General features: G+C 57.2%; 15 protein-coding genes. 11 read left to right on the top strand and 4 right to left on the bottom strand.

The genetic code is table 11. From position 1 onward, the window contains the following. Positions 1 to 94: 94 nt before the first annotated feature. Together RGV06_RS17940 and RGV06_RS17945 are read right to left on the bottom strand one after the other, a co-directional pair. Positions 95 to 436 carry a zinc ribbon domain-containing protein YjdM gene (locus tag RGV06_RS17940; RefSeq protein WP_019824023.1) on the bottom strand — a complete coding sequence of 114 codons (342 nt, stop codon included), beginning with the start codon at positions 434 to 436 and terminating at the stop codon, positions 95 to 97. 121 nt (positions 437 to 557) lie between these two features. Next, positions 558 to 1526, bottom strand: coding sequence for a polyprenyl synthetase family protein (locus RGV06_RS17945; protein WP_019824021.1), 969 nt, complete (start codon positions 1524 to 1526; stop codon positions 558 to 560). Positions 1527 to 1767: 241 nt separating this feature from the next. Between RGV06_RS17945 and rplU the strand changes: the two genes are divergently transcribed. From rplU to RGV06_RS17970, 5 genes are all read left to right on the top strand, one after another. After that, positions 1768 to 2082, top strand: coding sequence for a 50S ribosomal protein L21 (gene rplU, locus RGV06_RS17950; protein WP_003443915.1), 315 nt, complete (start codon positions 1768 to 1770; stop codon positions 2080 to 2082). Positions 2083 to 2116: 34 nt separating this feature from the next. After that, positions 2117 to 2392 (top strand): 50S ribosomal protein L27, encoded by a 276-nt coding sequence (rpmA, locus tag RGV06_RS17955; protein ID WP_003443913.1) that lies wholly within the window; start codon positions 2117 to 2119, stop codon positions 2390 to 2392. Between the two features lie 197 nt (positions 2393 to 2589). Further along, positions 2590 to 3816: an Obg family GTPase CgtA gene (gene cgtA, locus RGV06_RS17960; RefSeq protein ID WP_019824019.1), complete on the top strand. Its 1227-nt coding sequence runs from the start codon at positions 2590 to 2592 to the stop codon at positions 3814 to 3816. A 123-nt stretch (positions 3817 to 3939) separates the two neighbouring features. After that, positions 3940 to 5058 (top strand): glutamate 5-kinase, encoded by a 1119-nt coding sequence (proB, locus tag RGV06_RS17965; protein ID WP_019824017.1) that lies wholly within the window; start codon positions 3940 to 3942, stop codon positions 5056 to 5058. 14 nt (positions 5059 to 5072) lie between these two features. Beyond that, complete coding sequence (locus RGV06_RS17970) at positions 5073 to 5534, top strand: CreA family protein (protein WP_019824015.1); 462 nt, start codon at positions 5073 to 5075, stop codon at positions 5532 to 5534. Positions 5535 to 5814: 280 nt separating this feature from the next. On the opposite strand, the gene rpsT is transcribed toward RGV06_RS17970, so the two are convergent. Continuing rightward, a complete protein-coding gene (gene rpsT / locus RGV06_RS17975) occupies positions 5815 to 6093 on the bottom strand; it encodes a 30S ribosomal protein S20 (RefSeq protein ID WP_003443902.1) in 279 nt (92 codons plus the stop codon). Positions 6094 to 6343: 250 nt separating this feature from the next. Here rpsT and murJ point away from each other — a divergent pair, with 250 nt between their 5' ends. From murJ to ispH, 6 genes are all read left to right on the top strand, one after another. Further along, on the top strand, positions 6344 to 7882 hold the full coding sequence (gene murJ / locus RGV06_RS17980) for a murein biosynthesis integral membrane protein MurJ (protein WP_322150743.1): 1539 nt from the start codon (positions 6344 to 6346) through the stop codon (positions 7880 to 7882). 118 nt (positions 7883 to 8000) lie between these two features. Next, positions 8001 to 8951, top strand: a complete 951-nt coding sequence (gene ribF / locus RGV06_RS17985; protein WP_019824009.1) for a bifunctional riboflavin kinase/FAD synthetase — start codon at positions 8001 to 8003, stop codon at positions 8949 to 8951. After that, a complete protein-coding gene (gene ileS / locus RGV06_RS17990; protein ID WP_322150745.1) occupies positions 8948 to 11779 on the top strand; it encodes an isoleucine--tRNA ligase in 2832 nt (943 codons plus the stop codon). The genes ribF and ileS overlap by 4 nt, the downstream gene beginning before the upstream one ends. Then, entirely contained in the window at positions 11772 to 12290 is a 519-nt protein-coding gene (gene lspA, locus RGV06_RS17995) for a signal peptidase II (protein WP_019824005.1), read from the top strand. Before ileS ends, lspA begins: the two co-directional genes overlap by 8 nt. Continuing rightward, entirely contained in the window at positions 12283 to 12720 is a 438-nt protein-coding gene (fkpB, locus tag RGV06_RS18000; protein ID WP_046808591.1) for an FKBP-type peptidyl-prolyl cis-trans isomerase, read from the top strand. Before lspA ends, fkpB begins: the two co-directional genes overlap by 8 nt. 65 nt (positions 12721 to 12785) lie before the next feature. Next, entirely contained in the window at positions 12786 to 13733 is a 948-nt protein-coding gene (ispH, locus tag RGV06_RS18005) for a 4-hydroxy-3-methylbut-2-enyl diphosphate reductase (protein ID WP_019824001.1), read from the top strand. On the opposite strand, the gene RGV06_RS18010 is transcribed toward ispH, so the two are convergent. Beyond that, entirely contained in the window at positions 13730 to 14236 is a 507-nt protein-coding gene (locus RGV06_RS18010; protein WP_322151912.1) for a GspH/FimT family protein, read from the bottom strand. The two genes, ispH and RGV06_RS18010, sit on opposite strands and share 4 nt — an antisense overlap. Positions 14237 to 14279 lie beyond the last annotated feature (43 nt).

The following is a 14279-nucleotide window of genomic DNA, read 5'->3' on the forward strand; positions in this document are numbered from 1 at the left end:
CGGATCAAAGTTGCTGGCTTTTTGATGTTGCGCGGGGGTGTAGCGAGGGAAGTCGTACCTTCCTGCGCGAAACGCAGGAAGGAAAGCAGCAGGATCAGACTTTACGTACGAACTCGGATTTGAGTTTCATCGGGCCGATACCGTCGATCTTGCAATCGATATCGTGGTCGCCATCGCACAGGCGAATGTTTTTGACCTTGGTGCCCACTTTGACCACCAGGGACGTGCCCTTGATTTTCAGGTCCTTGATCACGGTGATGGTGTCGCCGTCAGCCAGGACAGTGCCTGCCGAGTCTTTGTAGACTTTTACATCGCTGGCTTCTTCACTCTCGCCGTTAGCGGACCACTCATGGGCGCATTCCGGGCAGATCAGCTGGACGCCGTCTTCGTAGGTGTATTCGGAATTGCATTTTGGGCAGGGCGGCAACGTGCTCACTAAAGCTCCTTAAGAGTCAGGATGGCTAAAAGGCGCGCATTATATAGGGTTTTAGTGCGGGGCGGGAAATGGCGGGGCAGATTGACCGTTTGGGAGCGGGCAAGCCCGCTCCCACAGGCAGTTAGTGCGTGCGTGCTACCGCAAATTCGCTCAGCTCAACCAGTGCGTCGCGGTATTCGCTTGGCGGCAGGGCTTGAAGGCAAACAATTGCACGGGCCACATAGTCACGAGCCAGTTGAGCGGTGTAGTCCAGCGAGCCGGAGGCCTCAACGGCAGCACGAATGCTCTCCAGGTCCTCAATGCCGCCTTTCTGGATGGCTTTGCGCACCAGGGCAGCTTGCTCGGGCGTACCTTCGCGCATGGTGTAGATCAGCGGCAGGGTCGGCTTGCCTTCGGCCAGATCGTCACCGACGTTTTTGCCCAGGGTTTCGGCGTCGCCGCGGTAGTCGAGCAGGTCGTCAACGAGCTGGAAAGCCACGCCCAGGTGATCGCCAAAGGTACGCAGCGCTTCGCTTTGTTCTGGCGTTGCACCGGCCAGTGCTGCAGCACTGTGGGTCGACGCCTCGAAGAGCATCGCGGTTTTGCCGCGAATGACTTCCATATAGGTTTCTTCGGTCGTGCTGGCGTCGCGTACTTTGGACAACTGCAACACTTCGCCTTCGGCAATGATGCGGGTGGCTTGCGACAGGATTTTCATCACTGGCATCGAGCCCAGCTCAACCATCATTTCGAACGAGCGCGAGTAGAGGAAGTCCCCGACCAATACGCTGGGTGCGTTGCCCCACGTTGCGTTGGCTGTTTTGCGGCCACGGCGCATGCCAGACATGTCGACCACGTCGTCGTGCAGCAGGGTTGCGGTGTGCAGGAACTCGATGGTCGCGGCCAGCAGACGCATGTCGTCGCCTTCGCGGCCAAGGGCCTTGCCACACAGCAGCACTAATAAAGGACGAAGGCGTTTGCCGCCGGCTGAAGTAATGTAGTCACCGATTTTTGAGACCAGCGGTACGCGTGAAGTCAGCTGCTTCTTGATGATGCCATCGACGGCGCTAAAATCGTCCGCCACCGCGCGGTAGAAAGCTTGGGGTTGCATCAGCGACAGGTGCTCCAGAAGGGTTGCGCGGCATGCTAGGTCGGGGGGCTGGGCCTGTCAAGGCGCGATAGACGGCCCCTTGCAACCCCGGCATGGCTTGCGTACAATCGCGCACCCTGAACTTCCTGGGCAGCACCTGCCTTACGCAATTGCACTTGGGCCGTTCCAGCCCCATGCAGCCATGCCAGCCAATACCTTTACCTATAAAGCGCTGGGTGAGCAGGATTATCGGAGAAATACCATGTCGTACGCAGTAATCGTTACTGGTGGCAAGCAATACAAAGTAGCTCCAGGTGAATACCTGAAGATCGAAAAACTGGAAATCGCTACCGGCGAATCCGTAACTTTTGATCGCGTTCTGTTGGTCGCCAATGGCGACGACGTAAACATCGGCGCTCCAGTTGTTCCTGGCGCCACTGTTGTTGCTGAAGTGATCTCCCAAGGTCGTCACGATAAAATCCGCATCATCAAGTTCCGTCGTCGTAAGCACCACATGAAGCGTATGGGCCACCGCCAGTGGTACACCGAGATCAAAATCACCGGTATTCAGGCTTAATTTCAGCCTAATTCCTCACTAGGAGAATTGACTCATGGCACACAAAAAAGCTGGTGGTAGTACCCGTAACGGTCGCGACTCAGAAGCCAAACGCCTTGGCGTGAAGATGTATGGCGGCCAGGCTATCATTCCGGGCAACATCATCGTGCGTCAGCGCGGCACCCAATTCCACGCTGGCTACGGCGTTGGTATGGGCAAAGATCACACCCTGTTCGCGAAAGTGGAAGGCGTGATCAAGTTCCAGGTTAAAGGCGCCTTCGGTCGTCGCTATGTAAGCATCGTTCCGAAGACTGCAGTCGTCGCGGCGTAATAGCTTGGTAGCTGGAAGAGCCCTGTCTTGCGACGGGGCTTTTTCGTTTGTGGGGTGAGTCTCTTGCAAAACTGTTTGTATGGGCTGCTGGCGCTGGTTTTTACGGTCGTTGATTGAGGTCGCTGCGCTCATTTTTGCAAGAGTCTTATGTCTTGGTTTTTATCGGCTCGTCCTGATGACGAGAGGCGTGTTTTGTTATGAAGTTTGTTGATGAAGTATCGATCAAAGTAAAAGCAGGCGACGGCGGTAACGGTTGCATGAGCTTCCGTCGTGAGAAATTCATCGAGAACGGTGGTCCAAACGGTGGTGATGGCGGTGATGGCGGCTCGATCTACATGATCGCCGACGAAAACCTCAACACCCTGGTTGATTACCGCTACACCCGTCACTTCGATGCCCAGCGCGGCTCGAACGGCGGCAGCGCTGATTGCACGGGTCGCAAGGGTGAAGATCTGGAGCTGCGCGTTCCGGTCGGCACCACGGTGATCGACGCGGGCACTCAGGAAATCATTGGCGACCTGACCAAGGCCGGCCAGCGTTTGCTGGTTGTGCATGGCGGTTGGCACGGCCTGGGCAACACCCGTTTCAAATCCAGTACCAATCGGGCGCCACGCCAGACCACTCCGGGTAAGCCGGGTGAGCAGCGTGACCTGAAACTGGAATTGAAAGTACTGGCTGACGTGGGTCTTTTGGGCTTGCCGAATGCCGGTAAAAGTACCTTTATCCGTTCGGTGTCTGCGGCCAAGCCAAAAGTGGCGGATTATCCGTTTACCACGCTGGTGCCTAACCTGGGCGTAGTCAGTGTGGATCGCTGGAAGAGCTTTGTGATTGCCGATATTCCTGGCTTGATCGAAGGTGCTTCCGATGGTGCAGGCCTGGGGATTCGCTTCCTCAAGCATTTGGCGCGTACCCGACTGTTGTTGCACCTCGTCGACATGGCGCCGGTTGAGGGCAGTGAAAGCGCTGCCGATACCGCAGAAGTCATTGTCAATGAGCTGACCAAGTTCAGCCCGTCGCTGGCTGAGCGTGATCGTTGGTTGGTCTTGAACAAGTGCGATTCGTTGCCGCAGGACGAGCATGATGCGCGCGTTAAAGAAGTTGTCGATCGTCTGGAGTGGACGGGTCCGGTATACGTGATTTCGGCCATTGCCAAGATCGGTACCGACAAGCTGTGCCACGACATCATGCGTTATCTGGAAGATCGTGCTGACCGTCTGGCCAATGACCCTGCCTACAAGGAAGAGTTGGCTGAGCTTGATCAGCGCATCGAAGATGAGGCGCGTGCGCAGTTGCAAGCGCTGGATGACAAGCGTGCCTTGCGCCGCAGCGGCGTGAAGAGCGTCCACGACATCGGCGACGATGACTGGGATGAAGAGGATGTTGAAGACGATGATGGTCCTGAAATCATTTACGTCCGCGACTGATTCGTTGCAGTAAACTACAGCGCCGCTCAATGAGCGGCGTTTTAGCATCTACGAATTGGTAATCAAAAATAATTCCATGGGTAGCGCTCGGTCGCGCTGCTCTCAGGCATAGGTTGGATGATGATGCGGAGCAAGGTGACGGGTGCGCAGCGCTGGGTTGTTAAGATCGGCAGTGCGTTGCTGACAGCGGATGGCAAAGGCCTGGATCGCGCAGCGATGGGAGTCTGGGTCGAGCAGATGGTGGCGTTGCACGAGGCTGGCGTTGAGCTGGTGCTGGTGTCTTCGGGTGCGGTTGCGGCCGGGATGAGTCGCTTGGGCTGGACGGTGCGACCGAGTGCCATGCACGAACTGCAAGCGGCTGCGGCCATTGGCCAGATGGGCCTGGTGCAGGCCTGGGAGTCGAGCTTTGCCGAGCACTCCCGGCATACCGCACAAATCTTGCTAACCCATGATGATCTGTCTGATCGCAAGCGTTATCTCAACGCCCGCAGCACCTTGCGTGCGCTGGTGGAGTTGGGCGTGATCCCGGTTATTAATGAAAATGACACGGTGGTTACGGACGAGATCCGCTTCGGTGACAACGATACGCTGGCGGCGCTGGTGGCCAATCTGGTCGAGGCGGATCTGCTGGTGATTCTGACTGACCGCGACGGCATGTTTGATGCTGATCCGCGCAATAACCCTGATGCGAAAATGATCTACGAGGCACGTGCCGACGATCCTGCGCTGGACGCGGTAGCAGGTGGCACGGGGGGTGCGCTGGGGCGTGGTGGTATGCAGACAAAATTGCGGGCAGCGCGTCTGGCAGCGCGTTCGGGTGCGCATACCATCATCGTGGGCGGGCGGCTGGAGCGGGTGCTGGATCGTCTGAAGGCTGGTGAGCGTCTGGGTACGTTGCTGTCTCCTGAGCGCGGTCTGCTGGCGGCGCGCAAGCAGTGGCTGGCCGGGCATCTGCAAACCCGCGGCACGCTGGTGCTGGATGAAGGTGCGGTTGCGGCCTTGTCCAAGGGCAATAAAAGCTTGCTGCCGGTAGGGGTCAAGGCGGTTCAGGGTGGTTTCCGTCGTGGTGAGATGGTGGTCTGTGTGGCTCCGGACGGACGAGAGATTGCCCGCGGTCTGGCTAACTACAGTGCCGCAGAGGCGCAAAAAATTATTGGGCAGTCGTCGGATGCGATTGTCGGTCTGTTGGGGTATATGGCTGAGCCGGAGTTGGTTCACCGCGATAACCTGATCCTGGTTTGAATGTGAGGTGTGACATGCGCTTGATTGGCGGTTTATTGGGGTTGATGCTGGCGGTGCCGTTGCTGGCGTCGGCCGAAGAAATCGGCACGGTATCGACCGTGTTCAAATTTGTCGGGCCGAATGATCGAATTGTGGTTGAGGCGTTCGATGATCCGAAGGTTGAGGGTGTGACCTGTTACTTGTCTCGCGCCAAGACGGGCGGGATGAAAGGTGGGCTGGGGTTGGCTGAGGATCGCGCCGAAGCATCGATTGCATGCCGTCAGACCGGGCCGATCAGCTTCAAGGGTGAGCTCAAGGATGGTGAGGAGGTGTTCAAGGAGCGCACGTCCTTGGTGTTCAAGACCATGCAGGTTGTGCGTTTCCTCGACAAGAAGCGCAATACGCTGGTGTATCTGGTGTATAGCGATCGTCTGATCGAAGGCAGCCCGCAGAACGCAGTCACGGCGATCCCGATTTTGCCGTGGGCACACGAGTAACGTTCCCAATAAAAGAGCTGCGGTCATCGCAGCTTTTTTTTGCCGATTTTTTACTGTGTTGGTGCTTTGACGTTTTTGTAGTCGCTGACGAGCGTCGCAAGGCCGTAGGGTGCGCTCATTGGGGGGGGTGCGCAGGTTGTCGGAATGCCACCGCTTCGCGCTCGGACGCAGTCTCGCTATGCTCGTCAGCGGCTACAGGGTGAGCGTTGTGTTCAGAAGGGGGCAAATCACAGGCAATAAAAAACCGACCCTGAGGTCGGTTTTTTAAAAAGCTTATCGCTTAAGCGGCAGTCGCAAGGTTCAAAGCCTTGACGTGGCCATTCAGGCGGCTCTTATGGCGAGCAGCTTTGTTCTTGTGGATGATACCTTTATCGGCCATACGGTCGATAACAGGAACAGCCAGAACATAAGCAGCTTGCGCTTTAGCAGCGTCTTTTGCGTCGATGGCCTTAACTACATTCTTGATGTAGGTACGAACCATGGAACGCAGGCTGGCGTTGTGGCTGCGACGCTTCTCAGCCTGTTTTGCACGTTTTTTGGCGGAAGGTGTGTTGGCCACCGTCGAGCTCCTCGAAAGACTTTTGGGAAATAACAAACAAAATAGGCCGCGAATCATGCCGATGACGAGAACTCTTGTCAAGGGCGTTTGATGCGATCCGCTGAGTGGTGGATCGAGGCAGACGGGATATTTATTTCCGGCGCTTGACCTGTAAACTCGCGAGCTTGGCTCTGTGCTGTTGCGGCGCGCAGTATCGCATAAGTGGGCGCTTTGTTCGCCTGCTCTTTCTCTATAGGCAAAAACTCTTTCAATGAACCTGCTCAAGTCGTTGGCTGCCGTCAGCTCAATCACCATGATTTCCAGGGTTCTGGGCTTCATTCGCGACACCATTATTGCGCGCGCCTTTGGTGCTGGCATGGCCACGGATGCGTTCTTTATTGCTTTCAAACTGCCAAATCTGCTGCGCAGGATTTTCGCCGAGGGTGCTTTTTCCCAGGCGTTTGTGCCGATTCTGGCGGAATACAAAAGCCAGCAGGGCGATGAGGCGGCCCGTACATTTGTCGCGTATGTCGCCGGGCTTTTAACCCTGGCACTGGCCATTGTGACCGTACTGGGCATGGTGGCAGCTCCATGGGTCATCTGGGCGACCGCCCCGGGCTTTGCCACGACCCCGGAAAAATTCGAGCTGACCAGTGACATGCTCCGGGTCACGTTCCCTTATATATTGCTGATCTCGCTGTCATCGCTGGCGGGGGCAATCCTCAATACCTGGAACCGTTTTGCAGTGCCGGCCTTTGTGCCGACCCTACTCAATGTCAGCATGATCATTTTTGCGCTGTTCCTGACGCCGTATTTCGATCCACCGATCATGGCGCTGGGTTGGGCGGTGCTGGTCGGCGGTCTGGCCCAGTTGCTGTTCCAGCTGCCTCATCTGAAGAAAATCGGCATGCTGGTGCTGCCGCGCCTCAATCTGCGTGACAGCGGGGTCTGGCGGGTGATGAAGCACATGGTGCCAGCCATTATCGGTGTCTCGGTCAGTCAGATTTCGCTGATCATCAATACGATCTTTGCTTCATTTCTTGTCGCAGGCTCCGTGTCCTGGATGTACTACGCAGACCGCTTGATGGAATTGCCATCAGGTGTGCTGGGCGTGGCGCTCGGGACGATCCTGTTGCCGACCCTGTCCAAAACCTACGCCAACAAAGATCGTCAGGAATATTCGCGGATACTCGATTGGGGCTTGAGACTGTGCTTTGTATTGGTGCTGCCGTGCTCGTTGGCGTTGGCCATTTTGTCCGAGCCGCTCACCGTTTCGCTGTTCCAGTACGGTCAGTTCACCGCCTTTGATGCGGCCATGACCCAGCGTGCATTGATCGCGTATTCGCTTGGGTTGCTCGGGATTATCATGATCAAGGTCCTGGCGCCGGGCTTTTATGCGCAACAAAACATTCGTACGCCGGTGAAAATCGCGATTTTTACCCTGGTGGTGACTCAGTTGCTCAACCTGGTATTTATTGGGCCGTTGCAGCACGCCGGTTTGGCGTTGGCCATTAGCGTGGGTGCCTGTATCAATGCCGGTTTGCTGTTCTGGCAGATGCGTCGGCAAAAGCTGTTTGTCGCGCAGCCGGGCTGGACTAAGTACCTGTTCAAGCTGGTGTTGGCAGTGCTCGTGATGTCTGCGGTACTGCTGGGTTTGATGCAGCTGATGCCTGCCTGGGATCACGGCAATATGCTGGAGCGGTTTATCCGTCTGGGCGGTCTGGTCATTACGGGTGTGCTGGCTTATTTCGGCACGCTGCTGCTGCTGGGCCTGCGTTTGAAGGATTTCGCACGCAAGTCTCTTATGTAGGGTAATTGCAGGTCAGACGTCTATTTTGTCGAATTGACCTGATTTGCCTTGTGCTGTTGCCTGTCGTACCGGGCCGGGTGTGGTTATAATCGACCACTTTATGAGCAAGAAGCGCGTTATGCAGCTGGTTCTAGGCCTTCACAATCTGCGGCCCCAGCATCGGGGCTGCGTCGCCACTATTGGCAACTTTGACGGTGTACACCGTGGTCACCAGGCTATCCTGGGCCGGCTGCGTGAACGTGCGCTGGAGTTGGGCGTGCCCAGCTGCGTGGTGATTTTTGAGCCGCAGCCGCGCGAGTTCTTCAACCCGGATACGGCTCCGGCCCGTCTGGCCCGGTTGCGCGACAAGCTGCAACTGTTGGCCGACGCCGGGGTTGATCGGGTGCTGTGCCTGGCGTTCAACCAACGCCTGTGCAAGCTCAGTGCGGCCGAGTTCGTCGATACCATTCTGGTTGATGGCCTGGGTGTGCAGCATCTGGAGGTCGGTGACGACTTCCGTTTTGGCTGCGACCGCGTGGGCGACTTCGACTTTTTGCAGCAGGCAGGCCAGATGCAGGGCTTTACCGTCGAGGCGGCGCAAACTGTCGAACTTGAAGGTGTAAGAATCAGCAGCACCAAGGTGCGTGATGCCTTGGCTGATGCAGATTTCTCCCTCGCAGAACGTTTGTTGGGGCGCCCTTTCCAAATTACTGGCAGGGTATTGCACGGGCAGAAACTGGCGCGGCAGTTGGGCACTCCAACCGCCAATATCCAGCTCAAGCGTCGTCGTGTTCCATTGACCGGGGTGTATCTGGTCAGCATTGAAATCGATGGTAAAACCTGGCCCGGCGTCGCCAATATTGGCGTCAGGCCAACCGTAGCAGGAGATGGCAGCGCCCATCTTGAAGTACATTTATTGGATTTCGTCGGTGATGTGTATGGCCGGCGATTGACCGTGGCATTCCACCACAAGCTGCGTGATGAGCAGCGTTTCGCCTCCCTGGAGGCGCTCAAGACGGCGATCAATGCGGACGTCGCCGCCGCCCGAGCCTATTGGCTGGGTCAACCGCTTAAAAAGAGCCTGAAATGACCGACTACAAAGCCACGCTAAACCTCCCGGACACCGCCTTCCCAATGAAGGCCGGCCTGCCACAGCGCGAACCGCAAATTTTGCAGCGCTGGGACAGCATTGGCCTGTACGGGAAGTTGCGCGAGATTGGCAAGGATCGTCCGAAGTTCGTACTTCATGACGGTCCTCCATACGCCAACGGCACGATCCACATCGGTCATGCGCTGAACAAGATTCTGAAAGACATGATCATCCGCTCCAAGACCCTGTCGGGTTTTGACGCGCCGTACGTGCCGGGCTGGGACTGCCACGGTTTGCCGATTGAGCACAAGGTTGAAGTGACTCACGGTAAAAACCTGCCTGCGGATAAAACCCGCGAGCTGTGCCGTGCCTACGCCACCGAGCAGATCGAGGGTCAGAAGGCCGAGTTCATCCGTTTGGGTGTTCTGGGTGACTTCGCCAACCCTTACAAAACCATGGACTTCAAAAACGAAGCCGGTGAAATCCGTGCTTTGGCCGAAATCGTCAAGGGCGGTTTCGTGTTTAAAGGCCTCAAGCCTGTGAACTGGTGTTTCGATTGCGGTTCGGCCCTGGCTGAAGCGGAAGTCGAGTACCAGGACAAAAAATCGGCGGCCATCGATGTTGCGTTCCCGGTTGCCGACGAAGCCAAGCTGGCCGAGGCCTTTGGCCTGTCAGCCCTGAGCAAGCCGTCATCGATCGTGATCTGGACCACCACCCCGTGGACCATCCCGGCCAACCAGGCGCTCAACGTGCACCCGGAATTCACCTACGCGCTGGTCGATGTGGGTGACAAGCTGCTGGTGCTGGCTGAAGAGCTGGTCGAGTCATGCCTGGTTCGTTACAACCTGCAAGGTTCGGTCATCGCGACCACCACCGGTGCAGCCCTGGAACTGATCAATTTCCGTCACCCGTTCTACGACCGTCTGTCGCCAGTTTACCTGGCCGAGTACGTTGAGCTGGGTGCTGGCACCGGCGTGGTTCACTCCGCCCCGGCATACGGCGTGGACGACTTCGTGACCTGCAAAGCCTATGGCATGGTCAACGATGACATCATCAACCCGGTGCAAAGCAACGGCGTGTATGTGCCATCGCTGGAGTTCTTCGGTGGCCAGTTCATCTGGAAGGCCAACCAGAACATCATCGACAAGCTGATCGAAGCCGGTGCGTTGATGTTCACAGAGACCATCAGCCACAGCTACATGCACTGCTGGCGCCACAAGACTCCGCTGATCTACCGCGCAACTGCGCAGTGGTTTATCGGTATGGACAAGCAGCCGACCACCGGCGACACCTTGCGTACCCGTGCGATCAAGGCCATCGAAGACACTCAGTTCGTTCCGGCATGGGGTCAGGCTCGCCTGCACTCGATGATCGCCAACCGTCCTGACTGGTGCATCTCGCGTCAGCGCAACTGGGGCGTGCCGATCCCGTTCTTCCTGAACAAGGAAAGCGGTGAGCTGCACCCACGTACCGTCGAAATGATGGAAGAAGTGGCCAAGCGCGTTGAAGTTGAAGGCATCGAAGCCTGGTTCAAGATGGACGCTGCCGAGTTGCTGGGCGACGAAGCGCCGCTGTACGACAAAATCACCGACACGCTGGACGTGTGGTTCGACTCGGGCACTACGCATTGGCACGTTCTGCGCGGTTCGCACCCTATGGGTCACGAAACCGGCCCGCGTGCAGATTTGTACCTGGAAGGTTCCGACCAGCACCGTGGCTGGTTCCATTCCTCGTTGCTGACCGGTTGCGCCATCGACAACCACGCCCCGTACCGCGAGCTGCTGACCCACGGCTTCACCGTGGACGAAGCGGGTCGCAAGATGTCCAAGTCCCTGGGCAACGTGATTGCACCGCAAAAGGTCAACGACACCCTGGGCGCCGACATCATGCGTCTGTGGGTTGCCTCGACGGACTACTCGGGCGAAATCGCGGTATCCGACCAAATCTTGCAACGCAGTGCGGACGCCTACCGTCGTATCCGTAACACCGCCCGCTTCCTGCTGTCGAACCTGACGGGCTTCAACCCGGCCACCGACATCCTGCCCGCCGAAGAAATGCTGGCACTGGACCGTTGGGCCGTTGATCGTGCTCTGTTGCTGCAGCGCGAGCTTGAACTGCATTACGGCGAATACCGCTTCTGGAACGTGTACTCCAAAGTGCACAACTTCTGTGTTCAGGAGCTGGGCGGTTTCTACCTTGATATCATCAAGGATCGTCAATACACCACGGGTGCCGACAGCAAGGCCCGTCGTTCCTGCCAGACCGCACTGTTCCATATCTCCGAGGCGCTTGTGCGCTGGATCGCGCCGATCCTGTCGTTCACCGCTGATGAGCTGTGGCAATACCTGCCGGGCGAGCGCAACGAATCGGTGATGCTCAACACCTGGTACGAAGGCCTGACTGAAATGCCTGAAGGCACCGAGATGGATCGCGCCTACTGGGAACGGATCATGGCGGTCAAGGTTGCGGTCAACAAGGAAATGGAAAACCTGCGCGCAGCCAAGGCTATTGGCGGCAACTTGCAGGCTGAAGTCACCTTGTTCGCCGAAGATGAGCTGGCAGCTGACCTGTCCAAGCTGAGCAACGAACTGCGCTTCGTGCTGATCACCTCCACTGCCAGCGTTGCACCGTTCTCGCTTGCACCTGTGGATGCCGTGGTAACCGAAGTCGCCGGTCTCAAGCTCAAAGTGGTCAAGTCGGCCCACGCCAAGTGCGCTCGTTGCTGGCACTGCCGTGAAGACGTCGGCGTGAATCCGGAACACCCGGAAATCTGCGGTCGTTGTGTCGACAACATCAGCGGCACCGGTGAGGTACGTCACTATGCCTAATACCAGTACTGCCGGGCGCTTCGGGCGCCTGGGCTGGCTCTGGTTGACCGTGCTGGTTTTGGTCATTGACCTGACCAGCAAGGTCTACTTCGACAACTCGCTGCAGATGTACCAGCAGATTGTGGTGATCCCTGATCTCTTCAGTTGGACCCTGGCTTACAACACCGGCGCGGCCTTCAGCTTTCTGGCTGACAGCGCCGGCTGGCAGCGATGGCTGTTTGCGCTGATTGCAGTGGTGGTCAGTGCCGTGTTGGTCGTCTGGCTCAAGCGTCTGGGGCGCAATGACACCTGGTTGGCCATCGCCCTTGCCCTGATTTTGGGTGGCGCGTTGGGTAATCTGTATGACCGTATTGCCTATGGTCATGTGGTCGATTTCATTCTGGTGCATTGGCAAAATCGCTGGTACTTCCCTGCGTTCAACTTCGCCGACAGTGCAATTTGCGTAGGTGCTGTGATGCTGGCACTGGATATGTTCAAAAGTAAAAAGTCCGGAGAACCCGCTCATGACTGAACAACGTATTGGTCAGAACACGCAGGTCACTCTGCACTTCGCGTTGCGCCTGGAAACGGGCGACACCGTCGACAGCACCTTCGACAAGTCCCCGGCCACTTTCAAGGTCGGTGATGGCAGCCTGCTCCCAGGTTTTGAAGCGGCGTTGTTCGGTTTCAAGGCTGGTGACAAGCGCACGCTGGAAATCCTTCCGGAAAACGCTTTCGGCCAGCCTAACCCGCAAAATGTGCAGGTTATCCCGCGTTCGCAGTTCAAGGACATGGAGTTGTCGGAAGGCTTGCTGGTGATTTTCAACGACGCGGCCAACACCGAGCTTCCGGGTGTGGTCAAAGCCTTTGATGACGAGCAAGTAACCATCGATTTCAATCACCCGCTGGCAGGCAAGACCCTGACCTTCGATGTTGAAATCAAAGACGTTAAAGCGCTGTAAATCTGTGCCCGGCTGCGGCCGGGCCTGACAGGCATTATTTTTTTGCGCGTCCCACGAGGCCCAGCATGCATATCAAACTCGCCAACCCCCGTGGCTTCTGCGCTGGGGTGGACCGTGCGATTGAAATCGTCAATCGCGCTCTTGAAGTATTCGGTCCGCCTATCTATGTTCGCCACGAAGTGGTGCACAACAAATTTGTCGTCGAAGACCTGCGCTCCCGTGGCGCGATTTTCGTCGAAGAGCTGGACCAGGTGCCGGACAACGTCATTGTGATCTTCAGTGCCCACGGGGTTTCCCAGGCCGTGCGTGCAGAGGCTGCGGGCCGTGGTCTGAAAGTATTCGATGCAACTTGCCCGCTGGTCACCAAGGTGCATATCGAGGTCGCGCGCTATAGCCGTGACGGTCGTGAATGCATCCTGATCGGCCATGCCGGTCACCCGGAAGTCGAAGGCACAATGGGTCAGTACGATGCCATTAATGGCGGCGCGATCTATCTGGTCGAAGACGAAAAAGACGTCGCCAATCTGCAGGTCAGGAACCCGGAAAAGCTGGCGTTTGTGACCCAGACCACCTTGTCGATGGACGACACCAGTCGTGTGATCGACGCCCTGCGCGCGCGCTTCCCGGCTATAGGCGGGCCTCGCAAGGACGACATCTGCTACGCAACGCAAAACCGTCAGGACGCGGTCAAGCAACTGGCCGATGAGTGCGATGTAGTGTTGGTGGTGGGCAGTCCTAACAGCTCCAACTCCAACCGCCTGCGCGAACTGGCGGAGCGTATGCAAACCCCGGCCTATCTGATCGATGGCGCCGAAGACCTGCAAAAAAGCTGGTTCGATGGCGTGCAGAGCATTGGTATCACTGCGGGCGCTTCAGCCCCTGAAGTGCTGGTCCGTGGCGTGATTCAACAGCTGCATGCCTGGGGTGCAACTGGTGCCGACGAGCTGGCGGGCCGCGAAGAGAACGTCACGTTCTCCATGCCCAAAGAACTGCGTGTACGCGCCATAACCTAAGCTGGCGCACATAACGCCTGTGCAGCCTGATCGCTGCGCAGGCTAATGCGACCGCTTTTTGCCAGCACCACTTGATGGTGGCTCTGCGCAGTCTTTGCCTGACAAATATGCAGCGTTCCCGCCTGAAAGGCGCCTCGGCTTAGCAGTGGCTCGCCCAGGGGATTGAATCGCACATAGTGTTTAACGGGCGTATTACCCGCAATCGGTATGCGTTCACTGTTCTGAGTCTCGATCAAGATCGGGTTGTTCTTGTCGAGATGTCCTTCTCCACTCAAGTCCAGAATGGTCTTCCAGCCTGTGCTCCAGTCCTCATCCCGCGCATAAACCACCACGTATTGATGACGTAGCAGTGCCTCAGTGCGAGCGTTGCGCAGGCTGCTGGCCAATTCCTGCGCAGTGACCAAGCGTCGATGATGCTCAGTTAGCTCGCTATAGGCCGGGCTGGCAAATCGGACTGTGATAGCCACGATGATCAGAGCCAGCAGTAACTGAATCAGGCTCATGCCACGTTGATACACGATGTCCTCCTTTGACGTCACTGATGTG

Source organism: Pseudomonas sp. CCI3.1 (assembly GCF_034313985.1).
GTDB lineage: Bacteria > Pseudomonadota > Gammaproteobacteria > Pseudomonadales > Pseudomonadaceae > Aquipseudomonas > Aquipseudomonas psychrophila.